At 37.8% G+C, this 17018-nt stretch carries 16 protein-coding genes, 1 rRNA gene, 1 pseudogene and 1 riboswitch; of the genes and pseudogenes, 4 read left to right on the top strand and 14 right to left on the bottom strand.

The features are described 5' to 3' along the window. Nucleotides 1-690: a heptaprenylglyceryl phosphate synthase gene (locus tag NSQ08_RS00315; RefSeq protein WP_002029470.1), complete on the bottom strand. Its 690-nt coding sequence runs from the start codon at nt 688-690 to the stop codon at nt 1-3. Nucleotides 691-1015: 325 nt separating this feature from the next. Between NSQ08_RS00315 and NSQ08_RS00310 the strand changes: the two genes are divergently transcribed. The 3 genes from NSQ08_RS00310 to NSQ08_RS00300 all read left to right on the top strand — a co-directional run bounded on the left by NSQ08_RS00310 (nt 1016) and on the right by NSQ08_RS00300 (nt 2645). After that, nucleotides 1016-1399, top strand: coding sequence for a YgaP family membrane protein (locus NSQ08_RS00310; RefSeq protein ID WP_002167052.1), 384 nt, complete (start codon nt 1016-1018; stop codon nt 1397-1399). Between the two features lie 220 nt (nt 1400-1619). Further along, nucleotides 1620-2465 (top strand): SPFH domain-containing protein, encoded by an 846-nt coding sequence (locus tag NSQ08_RS00305; RefSeq protein ID WP_002063557.1) that lies wholly within the window; start codon nt 1620-1622, stop codon nt 2463-2465. Nucleotides 2466-2480: 15 nt separating this feature from the next. Further along, the gene (locus tag NSQ08_RS00300; RefSeq protein WP_001085171.1) at nt 2481-2645 is read left to right on the top strand and encodes a toxin-antitoxin system HicB family antitoxin; all 165 of its coding nucleotides are present in this window, start codon (nt 2481-2483) and stop codon (nt 2643-2645) included. 36 nt (nt 2646-2681) lie between these two features. Here the strand turns inward: NSQ08_RS00300 and purD are convergent, their stop codons facing one another. The 12 genes from purD to purE all read right to left on the bottom strand — a co-directional run bounded on the left by purD (nt 2682) and on the right by purE (nt 16048). Continuing rightward, nucleotides 2682-3953 (bottom strand): phosphoribosylamine--glycine ligase, encoded by a 1272-nt coding sequence (gene purD / locus NSQ08_RS00295; RefSeq protein ID WP_340770153.1) that lies wholly within the window; start codon nt 3951-3953, stop codon nt 2682-2684. 534 nt (nt 3954-4487) lie between these two features. Further along, nucleotides 4488-6023, bottom strand: coding sequence for a bifunctional phosphoribosylaminoimidazolecarboxamide formyltransferase/IMP cyclohydrolase (gene purH / locus NSQ08_RS00290; protein ID WP_193652539.1), 1536 nt, complete (start codon nt 6021-6023; stop codon nt 4488-4490). Between the two features lie 24 nt (nt 6024-6047). After that, nucleotides 6048-6635 (bottom strand): phosphoribosylglycinamide formyltransferase, encoded by a 588-nt coding sequence (gene purN / locus NSQ08_RS00285; RefSeq protein ID WP_340770145.1) that lies wholly within the window; start codon nt 6633-6635, stop codon nt 6048-6050. Continuing rightward, nucleotides 6632-7672: a phosphoribosylformylglycinamidine cyclo-ligase gene (gene purM / locus NSQ08_RS00280; protein ID WP_340770144.1), complete on the bottom strand. Its 1041-nt coding sequence runs from the start codon at nt 7670-7672 to the stop codon at nt 6632-6634. Before purM ends, purN begins: the two co-directional genes overlap by 4 nt. A 100-nt stretch (nt 7673-7772) precedes the next feature. Next, a complete protein-coding gene (gene purF, locus NSQ08_RS00275; RefSeq protein ID WP_002124870.1) occupies nt 7773-9188 on the bottom strand; it encodes an amidophosphoribosyltransferase in 1416 nt (471 codons plus the stop codon). Continuing rightward, nucleotides 9173-11392 (bottom strand): phosphoribosylformylglycinamidine synthase II, encoded by a 2220-nt coding sequence (gene purL, locus NSQ08_RS00270; RefSeq protein WP_002124868.1) that lies wholly within the window; start codon nt 11390-11392, stop codon nt 9173-9175. The genes purF and purL overlap by 16 nt, the downstream gene beginning before the upstream one ends. Continuing rightward, nucleotides 11376-12059: a phosphoribosylformylglycinamidine synthase subunit PurQ gene (purQ, locus tag NSQ08_RS00265; RefSeq protein WP_002140189.1), complete on the bottom strand. Its 684-nt coding sequence runs from the start codon at nt 12057-12059 to the stop codon at nt 11376-11378. The genes purL and purQ overlap by 17 nt, the downstream gene beginning before the upstream one ends. Beyond that, on the bottom strand, nt 12056-12310 hold the full coding sequence (gene purS / locus NSQ08_RS00260) for a phosphoribosylformylglycinamidine synthase subunit PurS (protein WP_000278823.1): 255 nt from the start codon (nt 12308-12310) through the stop codon (nt 12056-12058). Before purS ends, purQ begins: the two co-directional genes overlap by 4 nt. Beyond that, a complete protein-coding gene (purC, locus tag NSQ08_RS00255) occupies nt 12303-13022 on the bottom strand; it encodes a phosphoribosylaminoimidazolesuccinocarboxamide synthase (protein WP_002029482.1) in 720 nt (239 codons plus the stop codon). Before purC ends, purS begins: the two co-directional genes overlap by 8 nt. An 88-nt stretch (nt 13023-13110) precedes the next feature. Next, nucleotides 13111-14418: an adenylosuccinate lyase gene (gene purB / locus NSQ08_RS00250; protein WP_002124866.1), complete on the bottom strand. Its 1308-nt coding sequence runs from the start codon at nt 14416-14418 to the stop codon at nt 13111-13113. Next, nucleotides 14415-15566 carry a 5-(carboxyamino)imidazole ribonucleotide synthase gene (gene purK, locus NSQ08_RS00245; RefSeq protein ID WP_002140188.1) on the bottom strand — a complete coding sequence of 384 codons (1152 nt, stop codon included), beginning with the start codon at nt 15564-15566 and terminating at the stop codon, nt 14415-14417. Before purK ends, purB begins: the two co-directional genes overlap by 4 nt. After that, entirely contained in the window at nt 15563-16048 is a 486-nt protein-coding gene (purE, locus tag NSQ08_RS00240; RefSeq protein ID WP_002167058.1) for a 5-(carboxyamino)imidazole ribonucleotide mutase, read from the bottom strand. The genes purK and purE overlap by 4 nt, the downstream gene beginning before the upstream one ends. Nucleotides 16049-16159: 111 nt before the next feature. Beyond that, a riboswitch (purine riboswitch) is annotated at nt 16160-16261 on the bottom strand. 298 nt (nt 16262-16559) lie between these two features. Here purE and NSQ08_RS00235 point away from each other — a divergent pair. Further along, nucleotides 16560-16814 (top strand): annotated as a pseudogene (locus NSQ08_RS00235) (hypothetical protein). A 43-nt stretch (nt 16815-16857) separates the two neighbouring features. Here the strand turns inward: NSQ08_RS00235 and rrf are convergent. Then, nucleotides 16858-16973 (bottom strand): 5S ribosomal RNA (rrf, locus tag NSQ08_RS00230). Between the last annotated feature and the right edge of the window lie 45 nt (nt 16974-17018).

The following is a 17018-nucleotide window of genomic DNA, read 5'->3' as shown; positions in this document are numbered from 1 at the left end:
CTACTCTCCTTTTACTGCTTTAACTGTTTTTAATGCCGATTTTATATCATCATAAATAATATTTCCAACAACTACTGTATCAGCATACTGTGCCATTTCTTTCGCTTGTTCTGCATTAGAAATACCACCGCCATAATATAGCTTAGCTTGTTTCAATTCTGCTTTTACATTTTTAACAAGCTCAATGTCTCCATACGTCCCGCTATATTCTAAATAGAATATAGGTAAATGTAATAGCTTGTCTGCTAAACGCGCATATGCAATAACATCATCTTCTGTTAAATCACATTTTGCATCTGTAAGCTGGGCTACTTTCGCTTCTGGGTTTAAAACACAATACCCTTCCATGTAAATTTCGTCCCAGTCCATAATATCCCCAAATTCTTTCAATGCCTCATGATGAACACCTGTTACCCATTCTACTTTTCGGCTATTTAAAACACTTGGGATGTAATAAAAATCAAATCCTGGTGTAATTGCCTCCACATCAGAAACCTCTAACACACAAGGCACTGCATATCTACGAATGCTAACTAGCATGTGTAATACGTTATCAATTGTTATACCGTCACTTCCGCCTACAATAACAGCATCCGTTCCAGATTCACAAATCATTTCTAAATGTTCGTCACTTAACTCCTTATTTGGATCAAGCTTAAATACATGTTTCCATTTGGAAATATCGTACATGAAAACACCCTTTCTTTTCTCTAGTTATATAATTTCTGTTCAAAATAACAGTTAATTTTTATCAAGATTTTTTACATTCCTTGCTATATCTTTACCAGACTGGCGTATGCAACGATGAAATGCGACAGCTATCTTTACCGGACTTTTTGAACTTCCTTTTACGCATTCTTTCATTATAACAAAAAAAACTACCTACACACACGCCCAATCCAACATCTTTTTCAACGTCAAATGTTGGATTACATATCAAAAAACTTATACGGAATACTAACAAATGAAATAGTATTTTCTATTTCGAAGTTAATTAAAAAGGAGTGTTTTTCTAATGAAGCAAAACATCGGCACAATTAGTGCTCTAATTCGAATTACACTCGGACTCATCCTCTTCGGTTGTAGTACAGCTAAACTCGTACGTAAACCTTGGTGCACTTGGTCTAAAGTTTTGCTATGGATTGGTGCCATGAAAATTGCGGAGGGGATCGTTCGTTTCTGCCCTATTGTTGAAGCCTGTAAGTTTGGAAAATATATGAATATGAGCGCATTTAAAATGCCTAGCATGAATTTCACTGAAAAAGGACATAATAAAGAAGAAGTTAATTCAGCTTCCAGTCATGACAAGCCAAAGGCAAAGTCAGATGGAAGTTATGACACTTCTGACAAAGAGATTGAGTCAGCGATTGAAGAATTAATCCTGGCAAAACCGCTTTGAATCATTTGTCACGATGCAAGATGCTCTCAAAGGGACTTAGCTGCTGCAGTGGGCAGCTAAGTCTTCTTTATTTTACCACGAAACAGAACGTACATTCTTGTTTTTACCCTTAAAACGTACATAAAAGATATCAAACAATAAAATTCAGAAAATTAGGTGTAACCCTCTTGCATGTAATGATATAAAAGTGATATCATTTTTATATCAAGGAGGCGATCATATGAAAGAAAAACAAGTATTTTATGTTAATGGATTTCTCGGCGTTATTGGAATTTTAGTTTTAGCCGCTATCGGTGTATTTTGCCTTGTACAAGAAATGTTTGTAATAGCTATTTTAGCTCTCATATTAGCATCTGTTTTAGCTACAGGTATCGGTATCGTTCAACCGAATCAAGCGAAAGTTATTACGTTCTTCGGTAGTTATTTAGGAACAATTCGTCAAAATGGTTTATTTTTAACAATTCCATTCGCTTTTCGTCAAACTGTATCTTTACGTGTTGAAAACTTTAACAGTAAGAAATTAAAAGTAAACGATGTTGAGGGCAATCCAATTGAAATTGCAGCCGTTATCGTATATAAAGTTGTTGATTCCGCAAAAGCAATGTTTGGTGTTGAGCATTACGATCGATTCGTAGAAATTCAAAGTGAAACAGCAATCCGCCACGTTGCTACAAAATATCCTTATGATAATTTCCAAGATGAAACTTGCATCACGTTACGAGGAAATACTGAAGAAATCTCTGAAGAATTAAAGCGTGAGTTAGAAGCACGCCTTGAAATCGCTGGCGTAGAAGTATTAGAAACTCGTTTAACGCATTTAGCTTACGCAACAGAAATTGCCCATGCAATGCTCCAACGTCAACAAGCAAAAGCAGTATTAGCTGCTAGAAAAGAGATTGTTGAAGGTGCTGTGAAGATGGCGAAAGATTCAATCCATATGTTAGATGAAGAAGGCGTACTGGAACTCGATGACGAGCGTAAAGCAAATATGGTGAACAATTTATTAGTTGCCATCGTTTCAGATAAAGGTGCGCAACCAGTTATTAATACAGGAAGCCTATACTAAAGGTTGTAAGTGATTATGGCCAAAAAGAAAAGCTTTCCATTACGTATTGATCCTGAATTACACGCAGTCATCGAAAAATGGGCGAATGATGAGTTTCGTAGCGTCAATGCACACATCGAGTATTTACTTCGAGAAATGGCAAAGCAAAAAGGGAAATTAAAAAAAGATAAAGATGCATAAAAATCCCGCTGAGAAATCAGCGGGATTTTTTATACATTAGCTTTTCATCATCTCATGCCCAATTGCACGATATCCTATATCACTTCGGTAAAATAAACCATCACTCTCAATTTTACCGATTTCTTTATAGACCTTATCTTTCGCTTCTTGTAAACTATTCGCCTTACAAGCAACAAATAATACACGGCCACCGTTTGTTACAAAGTCACCATGTTTCATCGCTGTACCCGCATGGAAAACTATTACATCTTGCAGTGCATCTAATCCGTTAATAATTTCACCTTTTTTATATGCTTCTGGATATCCTTTCGAAGCAAGTACGACACCAATAACTGCTTCCTTTGACCATTGTAACGTTAATTCACTTTCATCTAATACAGCGTTACATACATCAACTAAATCATTTTCTAAGCGTGGTAATACAACTTCCGTTTCAGGATCGCCAAAGCGTGCATTGAACTCAATTACCTTTGGACCATCATTTGTTAAAATAAGACCTGCGTATAAAATACCTGTAAACGAACGGTTTTCTGCAATCATCGCCTTGGCAGTTGGGTGTAATACTGTTTGAATCGCTTCTTGAACTGCTGATTCTGGAATTTGTGGTACTGGAGAATATGCACCCATTCCGCCTGTATTCGGACCTTTATCAGCATCAAAAGCGCGTTTATGATCTTGAGCAATTACCATCGGATGTACGGTTGTTCCATTTACGAATGCCATTAATGAAAATTCTTGTCCATCTAGAAACTCCTCAATAACGACCTTCTTGCTTGCTTCACCGAATTTCACATCTTGCAGCATTTCTTTCACAGCTTGTAATGCATCTTCAAGCGTCATTGCTACTGTTACACCTTTACCAGCAGCTAACCCATCTGCCTTAATTACGATCGGTGCACCAACTTTCTGAATGTACTTTACTGCCTCTTCATAGTCTGTAAAAGTTTCATATGCCGCAGTTGGAATATCATACTTTTTCATCAATTCTTTTGTAAAAGCTTTACTACCTTCAATAACAGCAGCCGCTTTATTAGGTCCAAATACACGAAGTCCCTCTTCCTTAAAGCGATCAACGATTCCATTCATAAGTGGAATTTCTGGTCCAACGAAAGTTAAGCCTACATTGTTTTCTTTTGCGAATAAGACTAATGCATCAAAATCATTCTCATCAATATCAACTGGTGTTGCAACATCTCGCATACCTTCATTACCTGGCGCTACATATATTTTTTCTACCTTTTCAGATTGTGCAAACTTCCAAGCTAAAGCATGCTCACGTCCACCACGGCCAATTACTAAAACATTCATATTCCATCCCCCAATAATTAAATAAGTACAAACTAGAAGCTATGCTCCTAGTTTGTTTTCATATCAATAAAAGTTTAAAAAGGAGGATCAAGAGAACCGAGCAGGTCGAGGCGCATTTGCCAGGAGGACACGGAGTGTAGCTTTCCTACATGAGTACCGCACTGCATTGCAACGACTACATGCGACAGTTATCTTGACCGGACTTTTTAAACAACCGTATCAATAGAAAGTTAAAAAGGAGGATCAAGAGAACCGAGCAGGTCAAGGCGCATTCGCCAGGAGGACACGGAGTGTAGCTTTCCTACATGAGTACCGCACTGGCATTGCAACGACGACATGCGACAGTTATCTTGACCGGACTTTTTTAACAACCGTATCAATAGAAAGTTAAAAAGGAGGATCAAGAGAACCGAGCAGGTCGAGGCGCATTTGCCAGGAGGACACGGAGTGTAGGTTTCCTACATGAGTACCGCACTGGCATTGCAACGACGACATGCGACAGTTATCTTGACCGGACTTTTTTAACATCCTCTATTAGTGTTTGAAATGACGTACGCCAGTGAACACCATAGTAATCCCATACGCATCTGCCATTTTAATAGAATCTTCATCACGAATCGATCCGCCTGGTTGGATGATTGCTGTAATTCCAGCTTTTGCTGCTTCTTCTACTGTATCTGGCATTGGGAAGAAAGCATCAGATGCAAGTGCGCTACCTTGTGCTTTTTCGCCAGCTTGTGTAATTGCGATTTTTGCAGAACCTACACGGTTCATCTGTCCCGCACCTACACCAACTGTCATGTTATCATTCGCTAAAACAATTGCATTTGATTTCACATGTTTTACAACTTTCCAAGCTAGTTTTAAATCTTTCCACTCTTGCTCTGATGGTTCACGTTTCGTTGGAATTGAAATTGCGTCCTCATCTAATGATAACGTATCTTCCTCTTGAACAAGAAGTCCACCTTGTACAGAAGTTAGCTTTTTACTTGCGCTTGTTGCTTTTTCAATATTTACAGTTAGTAAACGTAAATTTTTCTTACTTTGCAATACTTCTAAAGCTTCTTGTGAGAAAGAAGGTGCGATAACAATTTCTAAGAAAATTTCGTGTAACTTTTCTGCTGTAGCTTTATCAATTTCACGATTCGCTGCAATAATGCCTCCGAAGATTGATACTGGATCTGCTTCATAAGCGCGTGTGTATGCTTCATGAATATCCGTACCCACTCCAACACCACATGGATTCATATGTTTTACCGCTACTACTGCTGGTTCTGTAAATTCTTTCACGATGCTAAGTGCTGCATCCGCATCGTTGATATTGTTGTAAGATAATTCTTTACCGTGTAATTGTTCTGCATATGCAACAGAAGAAGTTGCTGCGAATGGCGCTTTATAGAACGTTGCTTTTTGATGTGGATTTTCGCCATAGCGTAAATCTTGTTTTTTCTCAAATGTCACTGTTAATGTTTCTGGGCTTTCTTCGCCCATTTGCTCTGTTAAGTAGTTAGAAATTAACGCATCATATGCCGCTGTATGACGGAATACTTTCGCTGCTAATTTACGTTTCGTTTCCTCTGTTACTTCACCGTTCTCTTTCAGTTCCGCTAATACAACATCATAATCTACTGGATCTACAATTACCGATACAAATTTATGATTTTTCGCAGCAGAGCGGATCATTGTTGGGCCACCGATATCAATATTTTCAATTGCATCAGCAAATGTTACATCAGGCTTAGCGATTGTTTCTTTAAATGGGTATAAGTTAACAACAACAAAGTCAATTGGCTCCATACCTAATTCATTCATTTGCGCTACATGCATTTCATTATCACGAACTGCTAATAGACCACCATGAATATTTGGATGTAATGTTTTTACACGACCATCCATAATTTCTGGGAAACCAGTTACTTCAGAAATACCAATTACTTGCAAGCCGTTTTCTTCTAATAATTTTTTCGTTCCACCTGTTGAAATAACTTCAATCCCTTGTTCAAGTAAACCTTTAACAAATTCTACTACTCCTGTTTTATCTGAAACACTTACTAATGCACGCTTTTTCATTTATCCTTCACCCCTGGTTGTATGTTAGTTAACAGTTGGTTTTTTCACAGACTGAACAATTTGATTCACTGTATTTACGTATAATTTATGTTCAACTTGTTGAATTTTCTTTTGTAAGCTTTCTCTCGTATCCCCTTCAGAAACAACTACTGCTTCTTGCGCAATAATTGGACCTGTATCCATACCTGCATCTACATAGTGAATCGTTACTCCGGTTACTTTCACACCCGCTTCTAACGCTTGACCAACAGCATCTTTCCCTGGAAAACTCGGTAGTAGTGATGGATGAATATTAATAATCTTCCCGCCGTACGCTTCTAGTAAAGTCGTTCCAATTAAACGCATATATCCAGCTAAAATAACATAATCAATTTCATACTCTTCTAGCTTTTTTAATATCTCTTTTTCAAATGCTTCTTTTGACTCATATGCTTTCGCTGAAAAGGAAAAACACGGAATATGGTGATAGTGTGCCCGTCCAATAGCGCGTGCCTCTGTTTTATCACATACTAATAAACTAATATCTGCATCCAATATTTTGTCTTCTACCGCATTAATGAGAGATTGAAAGTTAGAGCCGCTCCCAGAAGCAAAAACTGCTAATCTACTCATACTTCTGTTCCCTCAATAAAGGTAACACCAGACCCTTGTACAGTGTGTCCAATAATATGAGCTTTCTCGCCTTGTTCCTCAAGAAGACGAACAATATCTTTTGCCTCTTCTTCCTTTACTGCTACTACCATACCAATACCCATGTTAAAAATATTGAACATTTCTTTCTCTTCTAGTTTTCCAACTTCTTGAAGTAAACTGAAGATCGGTTGAATTTGCCAAGATCCTAATTCAATTTCCGCACCGATTCCTTCTGGCAACATACGTGGAATATTTTCAATGAACCCGCCACCTGTAATATGCGCCATACCGTATACTTCATGTTTCTTCAATAGTTCTAAAATAGGTTTGACATAAATTTTCGTTGGTTTTAATAATTCTTCACCAAGAGGTAGTTCTAAGCGTCCGTAAATACGATTTAAAGATAGTTCTCCATCTTCTAGTAGCACTTTTCTTACTAAAGAATAACCGTTACTATGAATACCGCTAGATGCTAAGCCAATTAATACGTGACCAGCTTCAATTTTTTCACCTGTTACAATTTTCTTTTTATCAACAATTCCAACTGTAAAACCAGCTAAATCGTATTCTTCCGTAGAATACATTCCTGGCATTTCAGCTGTTTCTCCACCAATTAATGCACAACCAGCTTGGCGACAGCCCTCTGATATACCTTTGACGATGTTTTCAATTTTACTAGGTTCAGCTTTACCACAAGCAATATAATCAAGGAAGAAAATCGGCTCTGCTCCTTGGACAACAATATCATTTACACACATTGCTACTGCATCAATACCAATTGTGTCATGTTTATCTGCCATAAAAGCGAGCATCAATTTCGTTCCCACGCCATCTGTTCCAGATACTAATACAGGTTCTTCTAATGCAAATTTTGATAGATCAAACATACCTCCAAAACCGCCTAAACCGCCTAGCACTTCTTTTCTCATTGTTGTTTGTACGTGTTTTTTCATGCGAGATACCGCTTCATATCCAGCTTCAATATCTACTCCTGCTTGCTTATATGCATTCGCCATCGTTATTTACACCTCGTCTTTTAATTTCTCCCCATCCAGGGCGGCCGTTTTAAGAAAGAAGCTAGCTTCTACATCAAAAGAAGTAGAAGCTTTTTTCTTCTTATTTCATACTTTCTAAAAGCTCTTGCTCATAATCATAAAGAGCTGTTGGATAGTCTCCATTGAAGTAAGCCATACATAGACCACCGTATTTCCCTTCATATGGGCGTCCAATTGCATCTACTAATCCATCTTCACTTAAAAATGTTAGTGAATCTGCTCCGATGATTTGACGGATTTCTTCTATTGAATTATTTGCTGCGATTAATTCTTTTCTCGTTTGAATATCAATGCCATAGAAGCATGGATACTTAAGAGGTGGTGAAGCAATTCTTACATGGACTTCTGTCGCTCCAGCCTCGCGAAGCATACGAACAATTCGTTTACTTGTCGTTCCTCTTACGATAGAATCGTCAATCATAACAACTCGTTTTCCTTCAACTACGCCTCTTACTGCTGAAAGCTTCATCTTAACTCCTTGCTCACGCAGTTCTTGAGAAGGTTGAATAAACGTACGTCCAACGTAACGATTTTTAATTAACCCTAACTCATACGGAATTCCTGTCGCCTCCGCATAACCAATTGCTGCTGAAATACTAGAGTCTGGTACACCAGTAACAACATCAGCTTCAATAGGAGCTTCCGCCGCTAAACGTTTCCCCATGTTTTTACGTGCTGCATGAACATTAATACCAGCTATATTAGAATCTGGACGTGCAAAGTAAATGTATTCCATACTGCAAATCGCGTGGTCTACTTCATTTGTAAAACGATCTACGTGAATTCCTTCATCATTGATAATAAGCAATTCACCAGGTTCTACATCACGAATGTATGTTGCACCAACTACATCGAAAGCACATGTTTCCGATGCTACAACGTAAGCATCCCCCATCTTTCCAATTGAAAGAGGACGGAATCCATTTGGATCTAGCGCAACGATCATTTCATTTCCAGTTAGTAAAAGATATGCAAACGCACCTTTCACTTTATTTAGAGCCTCTTTTACACTATCAATTAAAGAATCTTTTGTACTACGCTTAATGAGGTGTAAAAGTACTTCTGTATCTGAACTTGTTTGAAAAATACTTCCCTCTGCCTCTAATTCACGACGAAGCATTTTTGCATTAATTAAATTTCCGTTATGAGCTAACGCCATGCTATGATCGGAAAAACGGAATAATAATGGTTGAACGTTAGCAACTTCACTTCCACCAGCTGTTGCATATCGTACGTGTCCAATTGCTGATTTCCCGTTTAATCCCTCTAGCTCACCTCTTGAAAACACTTCTGATATTAAACCTAACCCCTTGTGACCGATGATTTTTTCCCCATTATTTACAACAATGCCTGCGCCCTCTTGCCCACGGTGCTGCAAACTGTGCAATCCGTAGTACGAAACTTGTGCTGCATTTTCATGCCCCCAAATTCCAAAAACGCCACATTCTTCATTTAACCCCTTTATTTCAGCAAGCATGGGATTGCTCCTTTCCAAGCCTTTCTCATTTCATCTACATTTGCTGTAAGTAATACTTCATTTTCTTCATTATGAATTGTTACTTCATTTGTATTTGTCACTTCTCCAACTTGAATTGCTTCAACCACTTTCTCAAATGCTTCTTTATTTTCACGTTTTACGGTTATAACGAAGCGCGATTGTGATTCTGCAAATAATACTGCTGTTGCTTCTCCGTCTAATTTCACAGTAGCACCTAAACCGTTAGCACCAATTGCACTTTCAGTAATTGCAACTGCTAAACCACCTTCTGCAACATCATGTGCAGATTGAACAAGGCCAGCTTGAATTGCTGCTAGTACTTGTTTTTGGCGTTTTAATTCTACATCTAGATCGATGCTTGGTGATTGACCGAAAATTTTTCCGTAGATCATTTTCTGTAATTCACTTCCACCGAACTCAGCTTTCGTCTCTCCAATTACATAAACTAAATCGCCAGCTTGTTTAAATTCTTGTGTTGTTACGTGTTTTAAATCGTGTACAAGTCCAACCATCCCAACAGTTGGTGTTGGATATACAGCTTCACCACTACGCTCGTTATACATTGATACATTCCCGCCGATAACTGGCGTTTGTAACTTGCGGCAAGCTTCACTCATACCGTCTACTGATTTCTCAATTTGCCAGAAGATCTCTGGTTTTTCTGGGTTACCGAAGTTTAAGCAATCTGTAATTGCAAGTGGCTCCCCGCCAGAACATACGATATTACGTGCTGCCTCTGCTACTGCAATTTTACCGCCCACTTCTGGATCTAAATAAATGTAGCGAGAGTTACAATCTGTCGTCATTGCTAATCCTTTTTCTGTGCCGCGTACACGTATAACCGCTGCATCTGAACCTGGTGTAACGATTGTGCTAGTGCGCACTTGATAATCATATTGATCATATACCCACTCTTTACTTGCAATCGTTGGTTGTTGTAATAAAGATAATAACGTTTCTTTATAATCTTCTACTTTTGGTGTTTCCATTTTCATCTGCTGGAACTCAGCAAAGTATGCTGCTTCTTTTGACGGTTTATGATAAATTGGTGCTTCTTCTGCAAGAGCATCCGCTGGTACTTCAGCTACCATTTCGTCTTTATGGAATAGGCGAAGCATTTTATCTTCAGTTACTTTCCCCATCGTAACTGCTGCAAGACCATACTTTTCAAATAAATCTACTATTTCTTGCTCTCTACCTTTTTTCACAACGATTAACATACGCTCTTGTGATTCAGATAACATCATTTCATATGGAGTCATTCCAGTTTCACGCTGCGGTACATCATCTAAGTACATTTCAATACCCATACCTGCTTTACTTGCCATTTCTGCAGAAGATGATGTTAAACCAGCAGCTCCCATATCTTGAATTCCAACAAGTGCATCAGACTGAATAAGTTCTAAACATGCTTCAATAAGAAGTTTCTCCATAAATGGATCCCCTACTTGAACTGCCGGACGCTTCGCTTCTGAGCTTTCAGATAACTCTTCAGATGCGAATGTTGCACCGTGAATACCATCACGACCAGTTGATGCTCCTACGTACATTACTGTATTACCAGCACCATGTGCTTGCCCTTTTTTTATATCTTCATGATTAATTAGACCTACACACATTGCATTTACAAGTGGATTTCCTTCATAACATGGATCAAACTGTACTTCGCCGCCAACAGTAGGAATACCAATGCAGTTACCGTATCCTGCGATTCCTGCTACTACTTCTTCGAATAAATATTTCACACGTGGTGATTGTAATTCACCGAAGCGAAGTGAGTTTAATAGAGCTACCGGACGTGCTCCCATAGAGAATACATCGCGAATAATACCACCGACACCTGTCGCTGCCCCTTGATATGGCTCAATTGCAGAAGGATGGTTATGACTTTCCATTTTAAATACAACCGCTTGATTATCACCGATATCTACAATTCCAGCGCCTTCTCCAGGTCCTTGTAAGACACGCTCACCTGTCGTTGGAAACTTACGAAGAACTGGCTTTGAATTTTTATAACTACAATGTTCAGACCACATAACAGAGAATAGTCCCGTTTCTGTATAATTCGGCAAACGGCCTAAAATCTTTTCAACCATGGCAAACTCTTCGTCTGTTAGCCCCATTTCCGCATATATACGCTCTTCTTTAATTTGTGTTGGATTTGGCTCAAGCATTAACGACATATGTTTCCCTCCACTGTTTTAAGATAGATTGAAAGACTTTTAACCCTTCAGCACCGCCAAGTAATTCATCTACAGCACGCTCTGGGTGTGGCATCATACCAAGAACATTTCCTTTTTCATTTACAATACCTGCAATATCTGAAACGCTTCCATTCGGATTTTCTACGTAACGGAATGCGATTTGATTATTCTCTTCTAATTGTTTAAGAGTTGCTTCATCACAATAGTAATTCCCCTCACCATGTGCAATTGGAATATTGATTACTTCATTTTTTTCATATTGTGATGTAAACATAGTTTCATTATTTTCAACACGTAACTGAACCGTACGGCACATAAACTTTAAGTTTTCGTTTCTCATTAATGCTCCTGGTAGTAATCCTGATTCAACAAGAATCTGGAATCCATTACACACTCCTAAAATTGGCTTTCCTTGCTCAGCAGCTTTTTGCACTGCTTTCATTGCGTTAGCAAAGCGAGAAATAGCACCACATCGTAAGTAGTCACCGTAAGAGAATCCACCTGGTAGTAAAATTGCATCATATTCATCTAAATTCTCTCTATCGTGCCAAACGTAATCTACTTCTTCACCAAGCTCATCTTTAATTGCATGGAACATATCGACATCACAGTTCGAACCTGGGAATACTATGACTGCAAATTTCACTGTGCGACAACCTCCTCAACTTCATAACGGAAGTCTTCCATTACAACGTTTGCTAATAATTTTTCACACATTTCTTTTACCTTGCTATCCAGATCAGATACTGATTTATCAATTGTTAATTCCATATATTTTCCGATTCGAACGTCTTGTACTTCTGTAAATGAAAGACTATGAAGTGCTCCCTTTACCGCAGTTCCTTGTGGATCTAATACACTTTCTCTTAACGTTACATATACCTTAACTTTATACATGTGAAGCTCCCCCTAAACGTTTTAAAATTTCTTCATATGCTTCTGTTAAATTCCCAAGATCACGACGGAATACATCTTTATCAAATTTTTCATTGCTCGTTTCATCCCATAAACGGCAAGTATCTGGTGAAATTTCATCTGCTAATATGATTTCCCCTTCTTCTGTTACGCCAAACTCTAATTTAAAATCTACTAATCTTACACGACAGCTTGCGAAATGCTCAATCATCACTTGATTGATTTGTAGAGCTGCATCTCGTAATACGCTTACTTGCTCTGGTGTTGCAACATTTAACAAACGAATATGATCTTCCGTTACAAGTGGATCTCCTAAATCATCATCTTTGTAGTAAAATTCTACGATTGGTGTTGTAAGAGCAGTTCCTTCTTCCATTCCTAGTCTTTTTGAAAGACTACCTGCAATTACGTTTCTTGTGACAACTTCTAATGGAATAATACTCACCTTTTTGACAAGTTGTTCTGTATCAGATAACTTCTCCACAAAGTGTGTTTTAATTCCAACTTCTTGTAACTTTCTGAACAATAAAGTTGTAATCTCATTGTTCAAACGACCTTTTCCTGTAATTGTCGCTTTTTTCTCCCCATTGAAAGCAGTCGCACTATCTTTGTACTCTACCCAAACCATATCTGCTGCTTCTGTACGATAAATTCTTTTTGCCTTACCTTCATACAGCAATTCTAGCTTTTGCATTTCGCAAGCCCCCTGTAGTTTGAAAAATGTGAATAATATTTTTATAAAGAATGGCACAGAATGACTCTATTCTGTGCCATATGAAATTTTACGCTTCGTTTAATCCAAGGCGTTCAAAGATTGTATCAACGTGTTGCATATGATGTTCATAATTGAAACATTCGTTAATTTCTTCTTGCGTTAACTTACTTGTAATACGCTCGTCAGATTCTACAAGCTCTTTAAATTGTACTTGTGTTTCCCAAGCTTCCATTGCTTTAGGCTGTACGATATCATAAGCTTCTTCACGTACCAGACCTTTGTCAATTAGTGTAAGCATTACGCGCTGAGAGTAAATTAAGCCGTATGTTCTTGTCATATTGCGTTTCATATTCTCTGGGAATACAGTTAAGTTTTTAACGATATTACCAAAGCGATTTAACATGTAATTTAACGCGATTGTAGCATCTGGTAAAATTACGCGTTCTGCAGAAGAATGAGAGATATCACGCTCATGCCATAACGGAACATTCTCGTAAGCTGTCATCATATAACCGCGGATAACACGAGCTAAACCAGTCATATTTTCAGATCCAATTGGATTACGTTTATGTGGCATTGCAGAAGAACCTTTTTGACCTTTTGCGAAAGCCTCTTCAACTTCACGTGTTTCACTCTTTTGTAAACCACGAATCTCAACTGCCATCTTTTCAACAGATGTTGCGATTAGTGCAAGTGTTGACATGTAATGTGCATGACGATCACGTTGCAATGTTTGTGTTGAAATTGGTGCTGCTTCTAATCCTAAGTTTTCACAAACATACTTTTCTACGAATGGATCAATATTTGCATATGTACCAACCGCACCAGATAATTTACCAACGCGAACTGTATCAGCAGCTTGTTTGAAACGCTCTACGTTACGTTTCATTTCTTCATACCAAAGACCAAGTTTTAAACCAAATGTTGTTGGCTCTGCATGTACACCATGTGTTCTTCCCATCATAATCGTGTATTTATGCTCTTTCGCTTTATTAGCTAAAATGCTAACAAAGTTTTCTAAGTCTTTTAACAAGATTTCATTTGCTTGTTTTAAGATATAAGATAACGCTGTATCTACTACGTCTGTAGATGTTAAACCGTAATGAACCCATTTACGTTCCTCGCCTAATGTTGGTGTTTCTGATACAGCACGAGTGAAAGCAACTACGTCATGACGTGTTTCTTTTTCAATTTCATAAATACGATCAATATCAAATGTTGCATGTTCACGAATTTTTTTCACATCTTCTTTTGGAATATCGCCAAGCTCAGCCCATGCTTCACACGCTAAAATCTCAACTTCTAACCACGCTTTAAATTTGTTCTCTTCCGTCCAAATCGCACCCATTTCAGGGCGTGTATAACGATTAATCATCTTTTTCCCTCCAACAGTTGTTCTTGATGGTCCCAAATATGCAAACTCTTCGCTTTTTCTAGAGCGACTTCAATATTATCATTTAAAATATTAACATGCCCCATTTTTCGCTGCGCTTTTGCTTCTTCTTTTCCATACAAGTGTAAATAGCACCCGGTTAGTCTATTCACTTGTCCTAGGACCCCTTCTATATGTTCGCCTAAAATGTTTACCATGACAACTGGTTTTAACAAATTTGTTTCTCCAAGAGGTAAATTACAGATTGCTCGAATATGTTGACCAAATTGACTCGTTTCACATGCATCCTGTGTATAGTGTCCTGAATTGTGAGGTCTTGGTGCTAATTCATTAATGTAAATCTCACCGTCAGCTGTAGCAAACATCTCTACCGCTAGTGTTCCCACAAGTTCTAGTTCATCCGCAAGTACCTTTGCGTAAGCAATTGCTTTTTGAGAAAGTTCTTCTGTAATGCGGGCTGGAACGATAGATTCATGCAAAATGTTATTTACATGAATATTTTCCGCTACCGGAAATACTTTCGTTTCACCACTTACACTACGAATTACAATAACTGATACTTCTTTTTCAAAGGGCACCCATTTTTCTAGAATGCACTCTGCTTTATTAGTAAGTTCTTTTGCTCTCACAACATCAGCTTCACTCTTTAAAACCACTTGCCCTTTACCATCGTATCCACCTGTCGTTGTTTTTAAGACAGAAGGGAAAGATAACTCTTTAATTGCTTCTGTAAGTTGATCTTGATTTTGAACCAATCTATACGATGCTACTGGTAACCCAGCTTTTTCAATTGCATTCTTTTCTGTAAAACGATTTTGCGTTTTATTTAACAACTGACTACCTTGTGGTAAGTAAGCATGTTTTTCAAGCCATTGTAAACATCTATAATCAATATTCTCAAATTCATATGTGACAACGTCGCTTATCTCTGCTAAATGCTGAATTGCTTTTAAATCGTCATATGGTGCAACGACTTCAACATCAGCAACTTGTGCACATGGTGAATGCTTTGTAGGATCTAAAACAGCAATTTTATAACCCATTTCCTTAGCTGCCAACGCCATCATTCTTCCAAGCTGGCCGCCTCCAATAATGCCGATTGTTTTTCCAGGTAAAATGATTCTCGTCATACTAGCTCACTACCTTCACGCACAGTTTTCTCAATAGCTTCTCGTCTCAACTCTAATGCATCATGTATATCATCATGAAATGATCCAAGTATTTGTGCAGCAAGTAATCCAGCATTCGTTGAACCAGCCTTACCAATTGCAACAGTTGCAACTGGAACCCCTCCTGGCATTTGGACAATGGATAATAACGAATCTAGGCCGTTTAACGCCTTTGATTGAACTGGAACACCAATTACAGGAAGATTTGTCTTCGCTGCAACCATTCCTGGTAAATGCGCTGCTCCACCAGCTCCAGCAATAATAACTTTTACTCCACGTTCACGAGCTGTTTCTGCATATTCAAACATATAATCCGGAGTCCGATGAGCGGATACAACTTTTTTCTCATACGGTATATTTAATTCATCTAAAATGTCACAAGCATATTTCATTGTTTCCCAGTCTGACGTGCTTCCCATTATGACTCCAACTAGTGATTTCATATTAGAATCCCCCCGATTCAAATAAAAAAAAGCCTGAAATAGAACAGTTTCTCTTTTACTATGAGAGAAAGTGCTCTACTCAGGCATACGTATCCCTTGTGAATAGAAAAATACCGAGTGACTTTCCCTCATAGTCTAACGAATAACGGTCGTTAGGTAGAGACTTGCAGGCCATATCCCCGCGATTATATGAGGTCTTATATATTATTGTTTCTATGGCTATATTAACAATATTTCATAAACAATGTCAATAAATAATCGAATGTTTTTTTATTAGTCATCGATAACGTTCGTGTTTTAGTTATATTCAAAAGAAGAATTGCAACTATATGCAAGAAGGAAAGGGAATTAGAATATATATTTCTAGAGATCTATTTTACGTATAACTATTTATATAATACTTCAGTATGTTTTAATCAATATATATACTCTCTTGTGTTCTATACATCGATAGAACCTATATTATAACGATTTAATTTCAAAGGAGGAATAACCGTGAAAAAAAATAACTGTGCTATTATCCTATTTATTTTTCTCTATCGCAGTAATTGCTGTAATTATTGAATGCTTATTTATATCATCCCATTTTTTCTACTCTCATTATTATGATAGAAATAATCTTTCCTATTCTTAGGGATTATTTTAGGAGCATTCGAAAAATCCGGAGCACAAAAAATCATTGCCATTATTTTAAACTGCCTCTATTTCATTCTTTTTTTCATCTTTAGGATTATTAAATTTATGGATTTTAACATTCAGTAAATAAAAATAAACACAAAAAAACCTAAGTCGAAACGACTTAGGTTTTTGCTTGGCGACGTCCTACTCTCACAGGGACAAGGTCCCAACTACCATCGGCGCTAGAGAGCTTAACTTCCGTGTTCGGTATGGGAACGGGTGTGACCTCTCTGCCATCATCACCAAACTGATGAAGGTATATTCCTTCAAAACTAGATAACATTGCTTCATA

Source organism: Bacillus sp. FSL E2-8887 (assembly GCF_038007205.1).
Taxonomy (GTDB): Bacteria; Bacillota; Bacilli; order Bacillales; family Bacillaceae_G; genus Bacillus_A; species Bacillus_A mycoides.
This window is presented reverse-complemented; position numbering and strand designations above follow the sequence as displayed.

Bases quoted from the DNA above. Each gene is read 5' to 3' on its own strand.
- NSQ08_RS00315 (WP_002029470.1), bottom strand. From the start codon at position 690: ATGTACGATATTTCCAAATGGAAACATGTATTTAAGCTTGATCCAAAT.
- NSQ08_RS00310 (WP_002167052.1), top strand. From the start codon at position 1,016: ATGAAGCAAAACATCGGCACAATTAGTGCTCTAATTCGAATTACACTC.
- NSQ08_RS00305 (WP_002063557.1), top strand. From the start codon at position 1,620: ATGAAAGAAAAACAAGTATTTTATGTTAATGGATTTCTCGGCGTTATT.
- NSQ08_RS00300 (WP_001085171.1), top strand. From the start codon at position 2,481: ATGGCCAAAAAGAAAAGCTTTCCATTACGTATTGATCCTGAATTACAC.
- purD (WP_340770153.1), bottom strand. From the start codon at position 3,953: ATGAATGTTTTAGTAATTGGCCGTGGTGGACGTGAGCATGCTTTAGCT.
- purH (WP_193652539.1), bottom strand. From the start codon at position 6,023: ATGAAAAAGCGTGCATTAGTAAGTGTTTCAGATAAAACAGGAGTAGTA.
- purN (WP_340770145.1), bottom strand. From the start codon at position 6,635: ATGAGTAGATTAGCAGTTTTTGCTTCTGGGAGCGGCTCTAACTTTCAA.
- purM (WP_340770144.1), bottom strand. From the start codon at position 7,672: ATGGCGAATGCATATAAGCAAGCAGGAGTAGATATTGAAGCTGGATAT.
- purF (WP_002124870.1), bottom strand. From the start codon at position 9,188: ATGCTTGCTGAAATAAAGGGGTTAAATGAAGAATGTGGCGTTTTTGGA.
- purL (WP_002124868.1), bottom strand. From the start codon at position 11,392: ATGTCGTTAATGCTTGAGCCAAATCCAACACAAATTAAAGAAGAGCGT.
- purS (WP_000278823.1), bottom strand. From the start codon at position 12,310: ATGTATAAAGTTAAGGTATATGTAACGTTAAGAGAAAGTGTATTAGAT.
- purC (WP_002029482.1), bottom strand. From the start codon at position 13,022: ATGCAAAAGCTAGAATTGCTGTATGAAGGTAAGGCAAAAAGAATTTAT.
- purB (WP_002124866.1), bottom strand. From the start codon at position 14,418: ATGATTAATCGTTATACACGCCCTGAAATGGGTGCGATTTGGACGGAA.
- purK (WP_002140188.1), bottom strand. From the start codon at position 15,566: ATGACGAGAATCATTTTACCTGGAAAAACAATCGGCATTATTGGAGGC.
- purE (WP_002167058.1), bottom strand. From the start codon at position 16,048: ATGAAATCACTAGTTGGAGTCATAATGGGAAGCACGTCAGACTGGGAA.